This is a genomic window from Streptomyces sp. DSM 118878 (genome assembly GCF_052936595.1).
The window spans coordinates 3,128,284-3,145,863 of the sequence record NZ_CP193622.1 but is presented as its reverse complement, the minus strand read 5'-3'; the positions used below and the strand labels follow the sequence as shown (position 1 = coordinate 3,145,863).

The following is a 17,580-nucleotide window of genomic DNA, read 5'->3' as shown; positions in this document are numbered from 1 at the left end:
GTACATGCCTTCCGCACTGCCCGATGGTGAGCCCATGCCCGAGGACGGCGCGCTGCCCGCGTCCGCCCTGGACGGCGCGGCCTCCCGCCCGCTCGGCTTCTACCTGCACGTCCCGTACTGCGCCACGCGCTGCGGCTACTGCGACTTCAACACCTACACCGCGACGGAGCTGCGCGGCTCCGGTGGCGTGCTCGCCTCGCGCGACAACTACGCCGAGACCCTGGTCGACGAGGTACGGCTCGCCCGCAAGGTCCTCGGCGACGACCCGCGGCCCGTGCGGACCGTCTTCGTCGGCGGCGGTACGCCGACGCTCCTCGCCGCGGGCGATCTCGTACGGATGCTGGCCGCCGTACGGGAGGAGTTCGGGCTCGCGGACGACGCGGAGGTCACGACCGAGGCGAACCCGGAGTCGGTGGACGCGGCGTACCTCGCCGAGCTGCGGGCCGGTGGCTTCAACCGCGTCTCCTTCGGCATGCAGAGCGCCAGGCAGCACGTGCTGAAGGTGCTCGACCGCACGCATACGCCCGGGCGGCCCGAGGCGTGCGTGGCCGAGGCGCGGGCGGCCGGGTTCGACCACGTCAACCTCGACCTGATCTACGGCACGCCGGGCGAGTCCGACGCCGACTGGCGGGCCACGCTCGACGCGGCGCTCGGGGCCGGGCCCGACCACATCAGTGCCTACGCGCTGATCGTCGAGGAGGGCACGCAGCTCGCGCGGCGCATCCGCCGCGGGGAGGTGCCGATGACCGACGACGACGCCCACGCGGACCGGTACCTCATCGCCGACGAGGTGCTCGGGGCCGCGGGCTTCGAGTGGTACGAGGTCTCCAACTGGGCGACGACACCGGCGGGCCGGTGCCTGCACAACGAGCTGTACTGGCGGGGGGCCGACTGGTGGGGGGCCGGGCCCGGCGCGCACAGCCACGTCGGGGGCGTGCGGTGGTGGAACGTGAAGCACCCCGGCGCGTACGCGGCGGCTCTGGCGGAGGGACGGTCGCCCGGGGCCGGGCGCGAGGTCCTCTCCGCCGAGGACCGCAGGGTCGAACGCATCCTCCTGGAGCTCCGCCTCCAGGACGGCTGCCCGCTCTCCCTCCTCCGGGAGGCGGGCCTGGCGGCCGCACGGAAGGCCCTCTCCGACGGCCTGCTGGCTCCCGAGCCCTACGCGGCCGGCCGCGCGGTCCTGACCCTGCGGGGACGCTTGCTGGCGGACGCCGTCGTACGGGACCTGGTGGACTAGGGGCATCTGTCGCGGGTGCTAGGGGCCGGGCGCCGTCACGAAGTCGATCAGTTCTTCCACCCGGCCCAGGAGTTCCGGCTCCAGGTCCCGGTAGCTGTGGACCGAGGAGAGGATGCGCTGCCAGGCCGCGCCCGTGTTCGGGGGCCAGCGCAGGGCCTCGCAGACGCCCAGTTTCCAGTCCTGGCCCCTCGGCACCCGCGGCCACGCCTCGATGCCCACCGAGGAGGGCTTCACCGCCTCCCAGACGTCGATGTAGGGGTGGCCGACCACCAGGGCGTGCGCGGTGCCGACCTCCGCCGCGATGCGGGACTCCTTGGAGCCGGGGACCAGGTGGTCCACCAGGACGCCGAGGCGCGCGTCGGGGCCCGGGGAGAACTCCGCGACGATGCGAGGCAGGTCGTCGATGCCCTCCAGGTACTCGACGACGACGCCCTCGACCCGCAGGTCCTCGCCCCACACCCGCTCCACGAGCTCCGCGTCGTGGCGGCCCTCCACGTAGATGCGCCCCGCGCGAGCGACCCTGGCGCGCGCCCGCGGGACGGCCACCGAGCCGGATGCCGTACGGGACGGACGTACCGGAGCGGGCGCCGTCGCGGCCGGGCGGACGAGCGTCACCGGCCGGCCCTCCAGGAGGAAGCCGCTCGGCTCCATCGGGAACACGCGGTGCTTGCCGAAGCGGTCCTCCAGCGTCACCGTCGGCCCCTGCGCCGTCTTCTCGCAGCGGATCACCGCCCCGCAGAACCCGGTGACCGGCTCCTCGACCACGAGACCGGCGTCGGCCGCCACCTCGGGCACGGCCTTCGGCTTCTTCCAGGGGGGCGTGAGGTCGGCGGAGTACTGGCGCATTGTGCCGACGATAGGAAGAGTGGCGGCGGCGGCGCTCACGACACGCCGAAGCGAGCCGCCAGTGTGGCGCGTTGCGCACGGACAAAAGCCGCATCCACCACCGCGCCGTGCCCCGGCACGTACAGCGCGTCCTCCCCGCCGAGTTCGAGGAGGCGGTCCAGCGCCGCGGGCCACCGCCGGGGCACCGCGTCAGGACCCGCCTGCGGGTCGCCCGACTCCTCGACGAGATCGCCGCAGAAGACGACCTCCGGACCGTCGCCGGGGCTCTTCACCAGGACCGCCAGGTCGTGCGCCGTGTGACCGGGGCCGACGTTCGCGAGGAGGACCTCGGCCCCGCCGCCGAGGTCCAGCGTCCACTCCCCGCACACCAGATGCCCCGGTGCGCGCAGGAGATCGGCCGCCTCCGCCGCCGCGTCCGCGCCGAGGCCGTGCCGCACCGCGTCCGCCCGCAGCTCCTCGCGGCCCGCGTCGAGGACCGTGTCGGCGCCTACGGCGGCGTACACCTGTACCCCCGCGAAGGCCGCCGCCCCGAAGACGTGATCGAAATGGGGGTGGGTGAGCGCGAGATGCGTCACTCTGCGCCCGCCGCCCATGAGATCCCGGGCCCGCGTCCGCAGCGCCGCGCCCTCCGCCAGGCTCGACCCCGCCTCGACCATGAGGGCCGCCCCGGCACCGACGACGAGTCCCGCCGTGCAGTCCCAGCCGGGCAGGCGCACCCGTCCCACGCGCGGGGCGAGCCGTTCCCAGCCCGCCGCTTCCCATGCCGGCTCCACGTCCATACGGTGACGCTAACCGCTGGGGAAGGCCTCGGCAGAGTGAGAGGGGTCCGGCCTTGCCGGGCCCGTACCCGACCGCCGTACACTGGCTCTTTGACAGGCTGGCACTCACCCGCGTTGAGTGCCAGGCGGGGATCACGGCGACGGATGACGGCTGGAGGTGTGCGCGATGCTGAGTGAACGCAGGCTCGAGGTGCTGCGCGCCATCGTCCACGACTATGTCGGGACAGAGGAGCCCGTGGGCTCCAAGGCGCTCACCGAGCGGCACAGTCTCGGGGTCTCGCCGGCCACTGTCCGCAACGACATGGCGGCGCTGGAGGAAGAAGGGTTCATCGCCCAGCCCCACACCAGCGCGGGGCGTATCCCGACCGACAAGGGCTACCGCCTTTTCGTCGACAGACTCGCGGGCGTCAAGCCGATGACCGCGCCCGAGCGGCGGGCCATCCAGAACTTCCTCGACGGCGCCGTCGACCTCGACGACGTGGTGGGGCGTACGGTGCGGCTGCTCGCGCAGCTCACGCGGCAGGTGGCCGTCGTGCAGTACCCCTCGCTCACGCGGTCGACGGTGCGGCACGTGGAGTTGCTCTCGCTCGCTCCGGCGCGCTTGATGCTCGTACTGATCACCGACACGGGCCGGGTCGAGCAGCGGATGATCGACTGCCCGGTGCCCTTCGGTGAGACCTCGCTGGCCGACCTGCGGGCACGGTTGAACAGCAAGGTCGCGGGGCGCCGCTTCGCGGACGTGCCGCAGTTGGTGCAGGACCTTCCCGAGGCCTTCGAGGCCGAGGATCGCGGCACCGTCGCGACGGTCCTCTCCACCCTCCTCGAAACGCTCGTCGAGGAGACCGAAGAACGGCTGATGATCGGCGGCACCGCCAATCTCACCCGCTTCGGACATGACTTTCCCCTCACCATCCGGCCCGTTCTCGAAGCCCTTGAGGAGCAGGTCGTGCTCCTCAAGTTGCTTGGTGAGGTGCAGGATTCGGGCATGGCCGTACGGATCGGTCATGAGAACGCCCATGAGGGGCTCAGCTCCACGTCCGTGGTCTCGGTCGGCTACGGTTCGGGCAGCGAGGCAGTCGCGAAACTAGGCGTGGTCGGACCGACCCGCATGGACTATCCGGGAACGATGGGAGCAGTACGCGCAGTGGCACGTTACGTCGGACAGATCCTGGCGGAGTCGTAAGTGGCCACGGACTACTACGCCGTACTCGGCGTGCGCCGCGACGCTTCCCAGGACGAGATCAAGAAGGCCTTCCGGAGGCTGGCGCGTGAGCTTCACCCGGACGTGAATCCGGACCCGAAGACTCAGGAGCGCTTCAAGGAGATCAACGCCGCCTACGAGGTGTTGTCGGACCCGCAGAAGAAGCAGGTCTACGACCTCGGCGGCGACCCGCTGTCCCAGGCGGGCGGCGGCGGAGCAGGTGGCTTCGGAGCCGGTGGCTTCGGCAACTTCTCCGACATCATGGACGCGTTCTTCGGTACGGCGTCGCAGCGTGGCCCGCGGTCGCGCACGCGCCGCGGCCAGGACGCCATGATCCGGCTGGAGATCGACCTCGACGAGGCGGCCTTCGGCACCACCAAGGACATCCAGGTCGACACCGCGGTCGTCTGTACGACCTGTAGCGGTGAGGGCGCCGCGCCGGGGACCTCCGCCCAGACGTGTGACATGTGCCGCGGTCGCGGCGAGGTGTCGCAGGTCACGCGGTCCTTCCTCGGCCAGGTCATGACCTCGCGGCCCTGCCCGCAGTGTCAGGGCTTCGGCACGGTCGTGCCGACGCCGTGCCCCGAGTGCGCGGGCGACGGGCGGATCCGCTCGCGGCGGACGCTGACCGTCAAGATCCCGGCCGGTGTCGACAACGGCACCCGGATCCAGCTCGCGGGCGAGGGCGAGGTCGGGCCCGGCGGCGGTCCCGCCGGTGACCTCTACGTCGAGATCCACGAGCTGCCGCACGCCGTCTTCCAGCGGCGCGGCGACGATCTGCACTGCACGGTGACGATCCCGATGACGGCGGCGTCGCTCGGCACGCAGGTGCCGCTGGAGACGCTCGACGGTCTTGAGGAGATCGACATCCGGCCCGGCACGCAGTCGGGGCAGTCCGTCCCGCTGCACGGGCGCGGCATCACGCATCTGCGGGGCGGCGGCCGTGGCGACCTCATCGTGCACGTCGAGGTCCTCACGCCGACGAAGCTCGACGCCGAGCAGGAGCGGGTGCTGCGGGAGCTGGCGCAACTGCGCGGCGAGGAGCGGCCCACGGGGCAGTTCCAGCCGGGGCAGCAGGGTCTGTTCTCCCGGCTCAAGGACGCGTTCAACGGGCGGTAGCGCCTTCAGCGGTGCGATGGCGGGGCCCCGAGGTGACGACCTCGGGGCCCCGCGGCTTTTCCCTCCTTTGCCGCTTCGCGGCAGGTCTCCCACCGACCCGCCCGTTACCCCGAGGTAAACGGGTGGGTGGGGGGAAGTGGGGGGCCGGGGACGTGGCACGATGCCGTTATGTCCTCCGCACTGACCGATCTCTGCCGCTGTCCGATCGTGCAGGCCCCCATGGCCGGCGGGGCCTCGGGCCCGCAACTGGCCGCGGCCGTGTCCGAGGCCGGAGGGCTCGGGTTCCTCGCCGCCGGGTACAAGACCGCCGACGGGATGTACCAGGAGATCAAGCAGTTGCGGGGGCTGACCGCGCGGCCCTTCGGCGTCAACCTGTTCATGCCGCAGCCCGACAGCGCCGACGCGGCGGCGGTGGAGGTGTACCGCAACCAGCTCGCGGGCGAGGCGACCTGGTACGAGACGCGGCTCGGCGACCCGGAGTGCGGCCTCGACGACGGGTACGACGCCAAGCTCGCGATCCTCCTCGACGACCCGGTACCGGTCGTCTCGTTCACCTTCGGCTGCCCCACCCGCGACGTCCTGGACTCCTTCACGCGCGTCGGCACCCTGACCGTCGTCACCGTCACCACCCCGGAGGAGGCGCAGGCCGCCCAGTGGGCCGGCGCCGACGCCGTGTGCGTGCAGGGCGTGGAGGCGGGCGGCCACCAGGGCACCCACCGCGACCAGCCGGAGACCGACGGCGCCGGACTCGGCCTGCTCACCCTCCTCACGCTGGTCCGCGAGACCGTGCGGCTCCCCGTGATCGCCGCGGGCGGCCTGATGCGCGGCGCGCAGATCGCCGCCGTGCTCGCGGCGGGCGCGGACGCGGCGCAGCTCGGCACGGCCTTCCTCGTCACCCCCGAGTCGGGCGCCCACGCCCTGCACAAGCAGGCCATGACCAACCCGCTGTTCGTACGCACCGAGCTGACCCGGGCGTTCTCCGGGCGGCCCGCGCGCGGCCTCGTCAACCGCTTCCTGCGCGAGCACGGCCCGTACGCCCCCGCCGCCTACCCCCAGGTCCACCACCTGACCAGCGACCTGCGCAAGGCCGCGGCGAAGGCCGGTGACGCGCAGGCCATGGCGCTCTGGGCAGGGCAGGGCCACCGGCTCGCCAGGGAGATGCCCGCCGGGCAGCTCGTGGAGGTCCTCGTGGCCGAACTGGCCGAGGCGAAGGCGTCGTCGGCCGCGAAGGACCAGGGAGGCACCCGGTGACCGCACCCGTATTCGTCGTCGAGCACCTCGACGTGGGCGCCGGCGGGCGCCATGTGCTGGACGGGCCCGAGGGGCGGCACGCGGTCTCCGTGAAGCGGCTGCGCGCCGGTGAGGACGTCGTCCTGACCGACGGCGCCGGACGGTGGGCCCGGTGCGTGGTCGTGGACACCGAGGGCAAGGACCGGCTCGTCGTCCACATGGACCCCGTCGCCGAGGAGCCCGCGGAGTCGCCCCGTATCACCGTCGTCCAGGCGCTGCCCAAGGGCGACCGCGGTGAACTGGCCGTGGAGACCATGACGGAGACCGGCGTCGACGCCGTCGTGCCGTGGGCCGCGTCGCGCTGCATCACGCAGTGGAAGGGCGAGCGCGGCCAGAAGGCGCTCGCCAAGTGGCGGGCCACCGCGCGCGAGGCCGGCAAGCAGTCGCGCAGGACGCGCTTCCCCGAGGTGGCGGACGCGGCGTCGACCAAGCAGGTCGCGGCGCTGCTCGCGGAGGCCGACTTCGCCGCCGTCCTGCACGAGGAGGGCAGCGAGCCGCTGGCCACCGCGGAACTCCCCGACAGCGGCCACATCGTGCTCGTGGTGGGGCCCGAAGGAGGGGTTTCCCCGGCCGAGCTCGCGCTCTTCGCGCAGGCCGGTGCGGCGCCCTACCGGCTCGGGCGCAGCGTGTTGCGCACATCGACCGCGGGGACCGCGGCGAGCGCGCTGCTCCTCGGACGCACGGGCCGCTGGTCCTGACCCGTCGGCCCGGCCTTCGGACGGATGGCCGCAAGCGGTCTACCCCTCCGGCGCGCCGGGTGGCACTCTGCCGCTCATGGGGGCATCGAGGCGGCCGAGCGGCCGCGAAAAGGGGATCCTGCGGCCACGGAAGCGGCGCGCCCCGGTCCTGTACGCCGTCGGGCTCGCCGGCGCCGCCGCGCTCGGCGTCACCGCGTGCGACCCGGCGCACGGCGGCATGACGCCCTCCGTGGTCGCGCTCACCACCGACCGGGAGGGCACCGAGGAGCTGGAGCGGCAGCACCTGGACGTGACCTGGCTGAGCTGCACGGCACGCTACGAGGACAAGGTGACCCCGAAGAGCGGCTCCTCCGCCGAGGGGAACGCGGCCGTCACGGTGGACTGCCAGGGCGAGAGCGACGACCGCGAGGACATCACCCTCAAGGGCAAGGTGCACTCCGTCGTCGACGGAGGCTGCGTCCGCGGCGACCTCACGGCCAAGGTCGACGGGAAGCAGTGGTTCCAGGTAGACGTCCTCGGCAACTGCGACGCGGGCGACGACAACGACAACGACAACAACGACAACAACGACGACGGCGGCGACGGTGACGGCAACGGCTCGAATCCGCCCGTCTCGCACCAGCCGCCCTCCCCGCCCTCCCAGGAGGAGCCGCGGCCCGGCCCCACCACGACCGTCACCGTGACCGTGACACCGCCCGCCCCGACCTGCGACTGCCTGCCGGGCAAGTGATCCAAACCTCTGCCGGACCGCCGCGGGCCTGCCTAGGCTGGACCGTGTGACACAGACTGCGTACCTCCGATACCCGCACCTTCACGGCGAGTTGGTCACCTTCACGGCCGAGGACGACGTCTGGGTCGCCCCCCTCGACGGGGGCCGGGCCTGGCGGGTCAGCGCCGACAACATGCCCGTGAACCACCCCCGTATCTCCCCGGACGGCACGACCGTCGCCTGGACGTCCACCCGCGACGGCGCGCCCGAGGTGCACATCGCGCCCCTCGACGGCGGACCCTCCCAGCGGCTCACGTACTGGGGCAACGCGAAGACCGGCGTGCGCGGCTGGACCCCCGACGGGCGCGTCCTCGCCGTCAGCGCGGCGGGCCAGGCCTCCCTGCGCCGCACCTGGGCACGGGCCGTCCCCCTCGACGGCGGCCCCGCGCAGACCCTGCCGTACGGCCTCGTCGGCGACGTCACGTACGGCCCCGACGGGCAGGTCCTGCTGCTCTCGGCCCCCATGGGGCGCGAGGCCGCCCGGTGGAAGCGGTACCGGGGCGGCACGGCGGGAAAGCTGTGGCTCCGCGCGGCCGTCGCCCCCGAGCCGTCGGATGAGGCCGCCGGACCGTTCGTACGCGTCCACGAGGAGCTCGCGGGGAACATCGAGTACCCGCTCTGGGTGGGGGAGCGGATCGCCTTCCTGAGTGATCACGAGGACGTGGGGGCCGTCTACTCCTCACTGCCCGACGGCACCGGCCTGCGCCGCCACACCCCCGTCGACGGCTTCTACGCCCGGCACGCCGCCACCGACGGCACCCGCGTCGTCCACGCGTCCGCCGGTGAACTCTGGCTCCTGGACGACCTGGACGGCGCCGAGCCGCGCCGCCTCGACATCCGCCTCGGCGGCCAGCGCACCGACCTCCAGCCGCACCGCGTGGCCGCCGCCCGCTGGTTCGGGGCCGCGGCGCCCGACCACACCGGACGCGGCAGCGCCGTCTCCGTGCGCGGCTCCGTGCACTGGGTCACGCACCGCGAAGGCCCCGCCCGCGCCCTCGCCGCCACCCAGGGCGTCCGCGCCCGGCTGCCCCGCACCTTCCGCGTCGCCGGCGAGGAACACGTCGTGTGGGTCACCGACGCCGAGGGCGACGAGGCACTGGAGTTCGCCCCCGCCACCGGACCCGCGCCCGGCGCCACGCCCCGCAGGCTCGCCGCGGGGCAGCTCGGGCGGGTCCTCGGGCTCACCGTGTCGCCGGACGGCAGCCGCGCCGCCGTCGCCTCGCACGACGGCCGGGTGCTGCTCGTGGAGCGGGAGAGCGGCGAGGTCCGCGAGGTCGACCGCGGCGAGGACGGCGAGGCCACCGGCCTGGTCTTCTCGCCCGACTCCGCCTGGCTCGCCTGGTCGCACCCGGGGCCGCCCCCGCTGCGGCAGCTCAGGCTCGCCAACACCGCCGACCTCTCCGTCTGCGACGCGACCCCGCTGCGCTTCCGCGACTACTCGCCCGCCTTCACCCTCGACGGCAAGCACCTCGCGTTCCTCTCCGCGCGCGCCTTCGACCCGGTCTACGACGAGCACGTCTTCGACCTCGCCTTCGTCGGCGGCGCACGGCCGCACCTGATCACGCTCGCCGCGACCACGCCGTCCCCGTTCGGGCCGCAGCGCCACGGCAGGCCCTTCGACGCGCAGGACGGCGGCCCGGAGACCCCCGACAGCGAGGGCGCCCCCGTCACCCGCGTCGACTTCGACGGGCTCGCCGACCGCATCGTGCCCTTCCCCGTGGAGGCCGCCCGGTACTCGACGCTGCGCGCCGCCAAGGACGGGCTGCTCTGGCTGCGCCACCCGGTGCGCGGCGTGCTCGGCGCCTCCCGGGCGCACCCCCTCGACCCCGACCCGCACACCGAGCTGGAGCGGTACGACCTCGCCCAGCGCCGCGTGGAGGAACTCTCCTCCGACGCCGACCACTTCGCGGTCACCGGCGACGGCAAGCGGGTCCTGCTGTGGACCGACGGCAAGCTGAAGGTGGTGCCGAGCGACCGGCGCGCCTCCGGCGACGAGGACAGCGACTCGAACATCACCGTCGACCTCTCCCGCGTCCGGCACACCGTCGACCCGGCCGCCGAGTGGCGGCAGATGTACGACGAGACCGGCCGCCTCATGCGCGACAACTTCTGGCGGGCGGACCTCGGCGGCGTCGACTGGGACGGCGTCCTGGAGCGCTACCGCCCCGTCCTCGCCCGCGTCGCCACCCACGACGACCTCGTCGACCTGCTCTGGGAGGTCCAGGGAGAGCTCGGCACCTCGCACGCGTACGTCGTCTCCGGCGGCGGTGGCGGCGGGTCCACGTTCCGGCAGGGGCTCCTCGGCGCCGACCTCTCGCGCGGCGAGGACGGCCTCTGGCGCGTCGACCGCGTCCTGCCCTCGGAGACCTCCGACCCGGCCGCGCGCTCACCGCTCGCCGCCCCCGGCGTCGCGGTGCGCCCCGGTGACGCGGTGATCGAGGTCAACGGACAGGGCGTCGACCCCGTGACCGGGCCGGGACCGCTGCTCGTCGGCACCGCGGGCAAGCCCGTCGAGCTGACCGTCTCGCCCTCCGGCGGCGGCGACCCGCGGCACGCCGTGGTGGTCCCCGTCGACGACGAGGAGCCGCTGCGCTACCACGCGTGGGTCGCGGACCGGCGGGCCTACGTCCACGAGCGCTCGGGCGGCCGGCTCGGCTACCTCCACGTCCCCGACATGCAGGCGCCCGGCTGGGCGCAGATCCACCGTGACCTGCGCGTCGAGGTCGCCCGCGAGGGCCTGGTGGTGGACGTCCGCGAGAACCGCGGCGGGCACACCTCGCAACTGATCGTGGAGAAGCTGGCGCGCAAGATCATCGGCTGGGACATCCCCCGCGGCGCGCGGGCCTTCAGCTATCCGCAGGACGCGCCGCGCGGCCCCGTCGTCGCCGTGGCCAACGAGTTCTCCGGCTCCGACGGCGACATCGTCAACGCCGCCATCAGAGCGCTCGGCATCGGCCCCGTCGTCGGCACCCGCACCTGGGGCGGCGTCGTCGGCATCGACAGCCGCTACCACCTGGTCGACGGGACGCTCGTGACCCAGCCGAAGTACGCGTTCTGGCTGGAGGGCCAGGACTGGGGCCTGGAGAACCGCGGGGTCGAGCCCGACGTCGAGGTCGTGACCACCCCCGACGACCACGCGGCGGGCCGCGACCCGCAGTTGGACGAGGCCGTGCGGATCGCGCTGGCCGCCCTGGAGGAGAACCCGGCGAAGACGGCACCGCGCGTACCCGGAGCCCCGTGACGGCCGCGCCGCGGGGATAGCATTCCGTACGTAATCGATCATCACGAGCCAGGAGGCCGGGCCATGGCGGGAGAACCGCAAAGCGACTGCCTGTTCTGCAAGATCGTCGCGGGCGACGTGCCGGCGACCGTCGTACGCGAGACGGAGACGACCCTCGCCTTCCGCGACATAAACCCCCAGGCGCCCACGCACGTCCTGGTCATCCCCAAGGTGCACCACGCGGACGCCGCCGCGCTGGCCGCCGCCGAGCCGGGGATCGCCGCCGACGTGCTGCGCGAGGCGGGGGAAGTGGCCGCCGACGAGAAGGCGGAGAGCTACCGCATCATCTTCAACACCGGCTCCGGAGCCGGGCAGACCGTCTTCCACGCGCACGCGCACGTCCTGGGCGGCCGCGGCCTCCAGTGGCCTCCCGGATAGCGGGGCCAACTCTCCTTGTCCGTACGTGAACTGGTCGTGCTCGGCACGGCCAGCCAAGTCCCCACCCGGCACCGCAACCACAACGGCTACGTCCTGCTCTGGGACGGCCAGGGCATCCTCTTCGACCCCGGCGAGGGCACCCAGCGGCAGATGCTGCGCGCCGGGGTCGCCGCGCACGACCTGCACCGCATCTGCGTGACGCACTTCCACGGCGACCACAGCCTGGGCCTCGCCGGGGTGATCCAGCGCATCAACCTCGACCGCGTCCCGCACCCCGTCACCGCCCACTACCCGGCCTCCGGCCAGCACTTCTTCGACCGGCTGCGGTACTCCACCGCGTACCGCGAGACCGTGGAGCTCCGCCAGGAGCCCGTCGCCGCCGACGGGCCCCTGGCCGAGGGGCCCTCGTACACCCTCGACGCGATGAGGCTCTCCCACCCCGTCGAGTCCTACGGCTACCGCCTCACGGAACCCGACGGGCGGCGCATGCTGCCCCGGCTGCTCGCCGAGCGCGGCATCACGGGGCCCGACGTCGGCCGCATCCAGCGGGAGGGCGGCCTCGACGGGGTGACGCTCGACGAGGTCAGCGAGGTGCGGCGCGGACAGCGGTTCGCCTTCGTGATGGACACCCGGCTCTGCGAGGGCGTGCACGCCCTCGCGCAGGGCTGCGACATGCTCGTCATCGAGTCCACCTTCCTCGACGAGGACGAACAGCTCGCCACCGACCACGGGCACCTCACCGCGGGGCAGGCCGCCCGGGTGGCGGTGGAGGCGGGCGTCCGCCACCTCGTCCTCACCCACTTCAGCCAGCGCTACCCCGACCCGGCCGTCTACGGGCGGCAGGCCCGCGCCGCCGGGTTCACGGGCGAACTCACCATCGCCCGGGACCTGACCCGCGTCCCCGTGCCCAAGCGGACCTGAACACCAGCACGACCACCACAGAACTGAGCGAGACCCCACCATGCCGATCCCCAAGGCCGAACTCCACCTTCACATCGAGGGCACCCTCGAACCCGAACTGGCCTTCGCGCTCGCCGCGCGCAACGGCGTCGACCTGCCCTACGCCGACACCGAGGAGCTGCGCGAGGCCTACCTCTTCGACGACCTCCAGAGCTTCCTGGACCTCTACTACGGCCTGATGGCCGTACTGCGCACCGAGGCCGACTTCGAGGAGCTCGCGGACGCCTACCTCGCCCGCGCCGCCGCGCAGGGCGTGCGGCACGCGGAGATCTTCTTCGACCCGCAGGCCCACATCGCGCGCGGCGTCCCCATCGGCACCGTCGTCGAGGGCCTCTCCCGCGCGCTCGACCGCAGCGAGGAGCGGCACGGCGTCTCCACGCGGCTCATCATGTGCTTCCTGCGCGACCAGTCCGCCCAGTCCGCGATGGAGACGCTCCAGGCCGCGAAGCCGCACCTCCACCGGATCATCGGCGTCGGCCTCGACTCCGCCGAGGTCGGCCACCCGCCGGCCAAGTTCAAGGAGGTGTACGAGGCCGCCGCCGCGCTCGGGCTCCGCCTCGTCGCCCACGCGGGCGAGGAAGGCCCGCCCGCCTACATCACCGAGGCCCTGGACGTGCTGCGGGTCGAGCGCGTCGACCACGGGCTGCGCTGCGTGGAGGACCCGGCCCTCGTCGAGCGGCTGGTCGCCGAGCGCGTGCCGCTCACGCTCTGTCCGCTCTCCAACGTCCGGCTGCGCACCATCGACGTGCTGGCGGACCACCCGCTGCCGCGGATGCTGGACGCCGGGCTCATGTGCACGGTCAACTCCGACGACCCGGCCTACTTCGGCGGGTACGCGGGCGACAACTTCGACGCCGTACGCGAGGCGCTCGGCCTCGACCAGGAGCGGCTGCGCACCCTGGCGCGCAACTCCTTCGAAGCGGCCTTCCTGGACCGCGACGCGGCGGACGAGGCGCTTCGGGCGCGGTACCTCGCCGAGGTCGAGGCTTATTCGTTCGACTGAGGCCCCGCAGCCGCGTTACGGTCCCGGCATGGATTCCTTCCTGCAGATCTACGGCTGACACGGCTCCGTGCCCCCGCCCGCCCCAGAGGGGCCGCGGCGGTGGGCCGCCGTGTCCTCGTCCGTAGTTCTCCCGAGTTCTCCCGCATGAAGGAACCTCATGTCATCTCACCGAAACCCCCGTCGCCGTGCCCATATCGCCATGATCGGCGTCCCGATGGTCAGCCATGTGCTGCCGAGTCTGGAGATCATCCGGGTCCTGGCCGCGCGCGGCCACCGCGTGACGTACGCCAACGACCCGGCCACCGCCGCGCTCATCGAGCCCACCGGCGCCGAACTCGTCCCGTACGACTCGACGCTCCCGCACCGCGACAACATCTGGCCCGAGGACCCCATCGAGGCCAGTTCGCTCTTCCTCGACGACGCGATGGCCGTGCTTCCGCGGCTCCACGCGGCGTACGACGACGATCCCGCGGACGTGTACCTGTACGACATCGGGGCGTACGTCGGCCGGGCCCTCGCCGAGGCGCAGGGGCGGCCCGCCGTGCAGCTTTCGCCCACCTTCGTCGCCTGGGGCAGCTACCAGGAGGACGTCGGCGCCCACCTCGCGCGGCTGCCGGGCGCCGACGCCCTTGAGGCCCGCTTCAAGGAGTGGCTCGGCGGGTGCGGGGCGACCACGCTCGACGTGGGCGAGTTCTCCGGCGTCCCGCGCCGGGCCATCGCCACGATTCCGCGGGCCATGCAGCCGCACGCCGCCACGGTCGACGCGGCCCGGGTCGACTTCGTCGGGCCCTGCCTGGGCCGGCGGGCAGGGACCTGGGAGCGGCCCGCGGGCGCCTCGAAGGTGCTTCTGGTCTCGCTCGGCTCGGCCTACACCAAGCAGCCCGACTTCTACCGGCGGTGCGTGGAGGCTTTCGGGCACCTCGACGGGTGGCATGTCGTGCTCCAGATCGGCAAGCATGTCGACCCGGCCGAGCTGGGACCCGTGCCGGACTCCGTCGAGGTCCGCTCCTGGGTTCCGCAGATGGCGATCCTTGAGCAGGCCGACGCGTTCGTCACGCATGCGGGGATGGGGAGCAGTGCCGAGGGGCTGTACTGCGGGGTTCCCATGATCGCGGTCCCTCAGGGGGCCGAGCAGCCGATGAACGCGGACCGGCTGGTCGAGCTGGGGGTCGCCCGGCGGCTCGACACGGAGGCCGCGACGGTCTCCGCGCTGCGGGGCGCGCTCCTGGACCTGACCTCCGACCCCGGTGTCGCGGAGCGCTGCGGGCGGCTCAGGGCCGAGGTCAGGGGTGAGGGCGGCACTTCCCGCGCGGCGGACCTGATCGAGGCCGAGCTCTAGCACCGATCCGCGGAGCTCCAGCACCGCTCCGCGCCGTCGGCCCCCTCGCGCGGGTGCGGGCGACAAGCCGGAACCTCTGGGTCAGAATTTCGTACAGAGGCAGGCTTTCGCCCACGCCCGTGTGAGGGGTCTCCCGTGCTCGATGTGCCGTTGTGGCTGTGGGCGGCGTTCGCCGTCACCGTGGTCGTGTCGCTGGCCGTGGACCTGCTGGCGCACCGGGAGGCGCATGTCATCGGGTTCAAGGAGGCGGCCGCCTGGAGCGCGGTGTGGGTCGGCCTGGCCCTCGTCTTCGGCGCGGTCGTCTTCCTGGTCCTGGGCACGACGCCGGGGGTGGAGTACACGACCGCGTGGCTGCTGGAGAAGAGCCTGTCGGTCGACAACCTGTTCGTCTTCGCGCTGATCTTCGCCTACTTCAAGGTGCCGCGCGCCTACCAGCACCGTGTGCTGTTCTTCGGCGTCATGGGCGCCCTGGTGTTCCGTGGCCTCTTCCTGGCCGCCGGAGTGGCGGTGGTCAGCCGGTTCACCGCGGTGCTCTTCGTCTTCGCGGCCATCCTCTTCTACAGCACCTACAAGATCCTCAAGGGGGAGGAGGAGAGCTTCGACCCGGGCAGGAGCATCGCCGTGCGGCTGCTGCGCAAGGTCGTACCCGTCCGGGACGAGTACGCCGGGATGAGGTTCTTCGTGAAAGAGGCCGGCAAGCGGGTCGCCACCCCGCTGCTCGCCGTCGTCGCCGCGATCGAGGCGGCCGACCTGGTCTTCGCGGTGGACAGCGTGCCCGCCGTGCTCGCGGTCAGCGACGACGCCTTCATCGTCTACACCAGCAACGCGTTCGCCATCCTCGGTCTGCGGGCGCTGTACTTCCTGCTCGCCGGGCTGCTCGACCGGTTCCACTACCTCAGCAAGGGCCTCGCGCTGATCCTCTCCCTCATCGGCGTGAAGCTGATCCTTCAGGCGTCCCACAAGCTGTTCAGCAGCAGCATCCCGGAGGTTCCGTCACTCCTCAGCCTGGCGATCATCGTCGCGATCCTGGCCGTGTCCGTCGTGCAGAGCATCCGGCGTCCCCGCGAGTAAAATCGCCCCCATAATATTGCAAAATGCCCTATTCTCGACATATGGGCAGAGCTGAGCATTCGAACGCGTCGCGGGCCGGGCACGTCTGTCCCGCCTGCCACAACCCCGTGACCGACGAGGTCGCCAGGCACAAGACGATGGGAGTCTTCGTGCCCCAGTGGAAACCGGGCCCCTGTCACAACCCGGACTGTCCGGAGTGCGCGCAAGGAGAGCGGCGCACGAGGGGAGAACCGGAACACTCCTGAGCCATTGACCCCACCCCGTTCGCATACCTAGTCTCCGTTCTCATGTATGGACAGAGCTTGGTCATCAGCGAGGTTCGGCTCACTCCGGTGCTCGTCGCCGACCCGCCCCTGCTCAATACCCAGGGCGTCCATCAGCCCTACACCCCGCGCCTGATCATCGAAGTGGTCACGGAGGGCGGAGTGACCGGGATCGGGGAGACGTACGGGGACGGGAAGTATCTGGAACTCGCGCGGCCGTTCGCCCGGCGGCTGGTCGGGCGGGGCGTGGCCGATCTGAACGGGCTGTTCACACTCGCGGACGACGTGGCCGTGGACGCCGCGCGCGTCGACGCCGCCGTCGACGTGGGCGGGCTGCGCGGCGTGCAGACCGCCGACAAGCTGCGGCTCTCCGTGGTCTCCGGGTTCGAGGTGGCGTGCCTGGACGCGCTCGGCAAGGCGCTCGGCCTGCCCGTGCACGCGCTGCTCGGCGGCAAGGTGCGGGACGCCGTGGAGTACAGCGCGTATCTCTTCTACAAGCGGGCCGAGCACCCGGCGGGCAGCGCCCACGAGCCCGACGACGGGTGGGGCGCCGCGCTCGATCCGGCCGGGATCGTCGCCCAGGCCAGGCTCTTCACCGAGCGGCACGGATTCTCGTCCTTCAAGCTCAAGGGCGGCGTCTTCCCGCCGGAGGAGGAGATCGCCGCGGTCCGCGCCCTCGCGAAGGCGTTCCCGGGGGCGCCGCTCAGGCTCGATCCCAACGGAGCCTGGTCGGTCGAGACCTCGCTCAAGGTCGCCGGCGAGCTGGACGGCCTGCTCGAATACCTGGAGGACCCCGCGCTCGGCACCCCCGCCATGGCCGAGGTCGCCGCGGGCACCTCGGTGCCGCTCGCCACGAACATGTGCGTGACGACCTTCGAGGAGATACCCGAGGCGTTCGGCGCGGGCGCCGTGCAGGTGGTGCTCTCCGACCACCACTACTGGGGCGGTCTGCGGCGTACGCGCGAACTGGCCGCCCTCTGCCGGACCTTCGGGGTAGCCGTGTCCATGCACTCCAACACGCACCTGGGCATCAGCCTCGCCGCGATGACGCACGTGGCGGCGACCGTGCCCGACCTCGACCACGCCTGCGACTCGCACTACCCCTGGCAGTCCGAGGACGTGCTGACCGAGCGGCCGCGGTTCGTGGCCGGCGGGATCGCCGTCACCGACACCCCCGGCCTCGGCGTCGAGCTCGACCGGGAGAAGCTCGCGGCCTTGCACGCGCGCTGGCTGGACGACGGCTTCCGCGCGATGCGGGAGCGCGACGACGCGGCGGCGATGCGGGTGACCGACCCCGGCTGGGTGACGCCGGCGGTGCCGCGCTGGTAGGGCTTCGTCCACGCCGGA

Annotated in this window: 15 protein-coding genes; 13 read left to right on the top strand and 2 right to left on the bottom strand. The window is 72.8% G+C overall.

What is annotated here, in order from left to right; genetic code table 11:
* Positions 1 to 4: 4 nt before the first annotated feature.
* A complete protein-coding gene (gene hemW / locus ACRAKF_RS13855; protein ID WP_447037366.1) occupies positions 5 to 1,237 on the top strand; it encodes a radical SAM family heme chaperone HemW in 1,233 nt (410 codons plus the stop codon).
* A gap of 18 nt (positions 1,238 to 1,255) precedes the next feature.
* Here hemW and ACRAKF_RS13850 read toward each other — a convergent pair whose 3' ends face one another.
* Both ACRAKF_RS13850 and ACRAKF_RS13845 read right to left on the bottom strand, forming a co-directional pair.
* Positions 1,256 to 2,083, bottom strand: coding sequence for a DUF3097 domain-containing protein (locus ACRAKF_RS13850; RefSeq protein ID WP_447037365.1), 828 nt, complete (start codon positions 2,081 to 2,083; stop codon positions 1,256 to 1,258).
* Between the two features lie 35 nt (positions 2,084 to 2,118).
* Complete coding sequence (locus ACRAKF_RS13845; RefSeq protein WP_447037364.1) at positions 2,119 to 2,862, bottom strand: MBL fold metallo-hydrolase; 744 nt, start codon at positions 2,860 to 2,862, stop codon at positions 2,119 to 2,121.
* Positions 2,863 to 3,028: 166 nt separating this feature from the next.
* Here ACRAKF_RS13845 and hrcA point away from each other — a divergent pair, with 166 nt between their 5' ends.
* The 12 genes from hrcA (at position 3,029) to ACRAKF_RS13785 (ending at position 17,562) form a co-directional block, all read left to right on the top strand.
* Positions 3,029 to 4,045 carry a heat-inducible transcriptional repressor HrcA gene (gene hrcA / locus ACRAKF_RS13840; RefSeq protein ID WP_447037363.1) on the top strand — a complete coding sequence of 339 codons (1,017 nt, stop codon included), beginning with the start codon at positions 3,029 to 3,031 and terminating at the stop codon, positions 4,043 to 4,045.
* Positions 4,046 to 5,182 carry a molecular chaperone DnaJ gene (dnaJ, locus tag ACRAKF_RS13835; protein ID WP_447037361.1) on the top strand — a complete coding sequence of 379 codons (1,137 nt, stop codon included), beginning with the start codon at positions 4,046 to 4,048 and terminating at the stop codon, positions 5,180 to 5,182.
* 168 nt (positions 5,183 to 5,350) lie between these two features.
* The gene (locus ACRAKF_RS13830) at positions 5,351 to 6,433 is read left to right on the top strand and encodes a nitronate monooxygenase (RefSeq protein WP_447037360.1); all 1,083 of its coding nucleotides are present in this window, start codon (positions 5,351 to 5,353) and stop codon (positions 6,431 to 6,433) included.
* On the top strand, positions 6,430 to 7,170 hold the full coding sequence (locus ACRAKF_RS13825) for a 16S rRNA (uracil(1498)-N(3))-methyltransferase (RefSeq protein WP_447037359.1): 741 nt from the start codon (positions 6,430 to 6,432) through the stop codon (positions 7,168 to 7,170). The genes ACRAKF_RS13830 and ACRAKF_RS13825 overlap by 4 nt, the downstream gene beginning before the upstream one ends.
* A 76-nt stretch (positions 7,171 to 7,246) precedes the next feature.
* Positions 7,247 to 7,900 (top strand): hypothetical protein, encoded by a 654-nt coding sequence (locus ACRAKF_RS13820; RefSeq protein ID WP_447037358.1) that lies wholly within the window; start codon positions 7,247 to 7,249, stop codon positions 7,898 to 7,900.
* Positions 7,901 to 7,946: 46 nt separating this feature from the next.
* Positions 7,947 to 11,180 (top strand): S41 family peptidase, encoded by a 3,234-nt coding sequence (locus ACRAKF_RS13815; RefSeq protein WP_447037357.1) that lies wholly within the window; start codon positions 7,947 to 7,949, stop codon positions 11,178 to 11,180.
* 63 nt (positions 11,181 to 11,243) lie between these two features.
* Positions 11,244 to 11,597 carry a histidine triad nucleotide-binding protein gene (locus ACRAKF_RS13810; RefSeq protein ID WP_447037356.1) on the top strand — a complete coding sequence of 118 codons (354 nt, stop codon included), beginning with the start codon at positions 11,244 to 11,246 and terminating at the stop codon, positions 11,595 to 11,597.
* Positions 11,598 to 11,612: 15 nt separating this feature from the next.
* A complete protein-coding gene (locus tag ACRAKF_RS13805) occupies positions 11,613 to 12,518 on the top strand; it encodes a ribonuclease Z (RefSeq protein ID WP_447037355.1) in 906 nt (301 codons plus the stop codon).
* 40 nt (positions 12,519 to 12,558) lie between these two features.
* Complete coding sequence (locus tag ACRAKF_RS13800) at positions 12,559 to 13,560, top strand: adenosine deaminase (RefSeq protein WP_447037354.1); 1,002 nt, start codon at positions 12,559 to 12,561, stop codon at positions 13,558 to 13,560.
* A gap of 157 nt (positions 13,561 to 13,717) precedes the next feature.
* Entirely contained in the window at positions 13,718 to 14,899 is a 1,182-nt protein-coding gene (locus tag ACRAKF_RS13795; protein ID WP_447037353.1) for a macrolide family glycosyltransferase, read from the top strand.
* Positions 14,900 to 15,034: 135 nt separating this feature from the next.
* Complete coding sequence (locus tag ACRAKF_RS13790; protein ID WP_447037351.1) at positions 15,035 to 15,970, top strand: TerC family protein; 936 nt, start codon at positions 15,035 to 15,037, stop codon at positions 15,968 to 15,970.
* A gap of 287 nt (positions 15,971 to 16,257) precedes the next feature.
* On the top strand, positions 16,258 to 17,562 hold the full coding sequence (locus tag ACRAKF_RS13785; RefSeq protein ID WP_447037350.1) for a glucarate dehydratase family protein: 1,305 nt from the start codon (positions 16,258 to 16,260) through the stop codon (positions 17,560 to 17,562).
* The last annotated feature ends 18 nt before the right edge of the window (positions 17,563 to 17,580 follow it).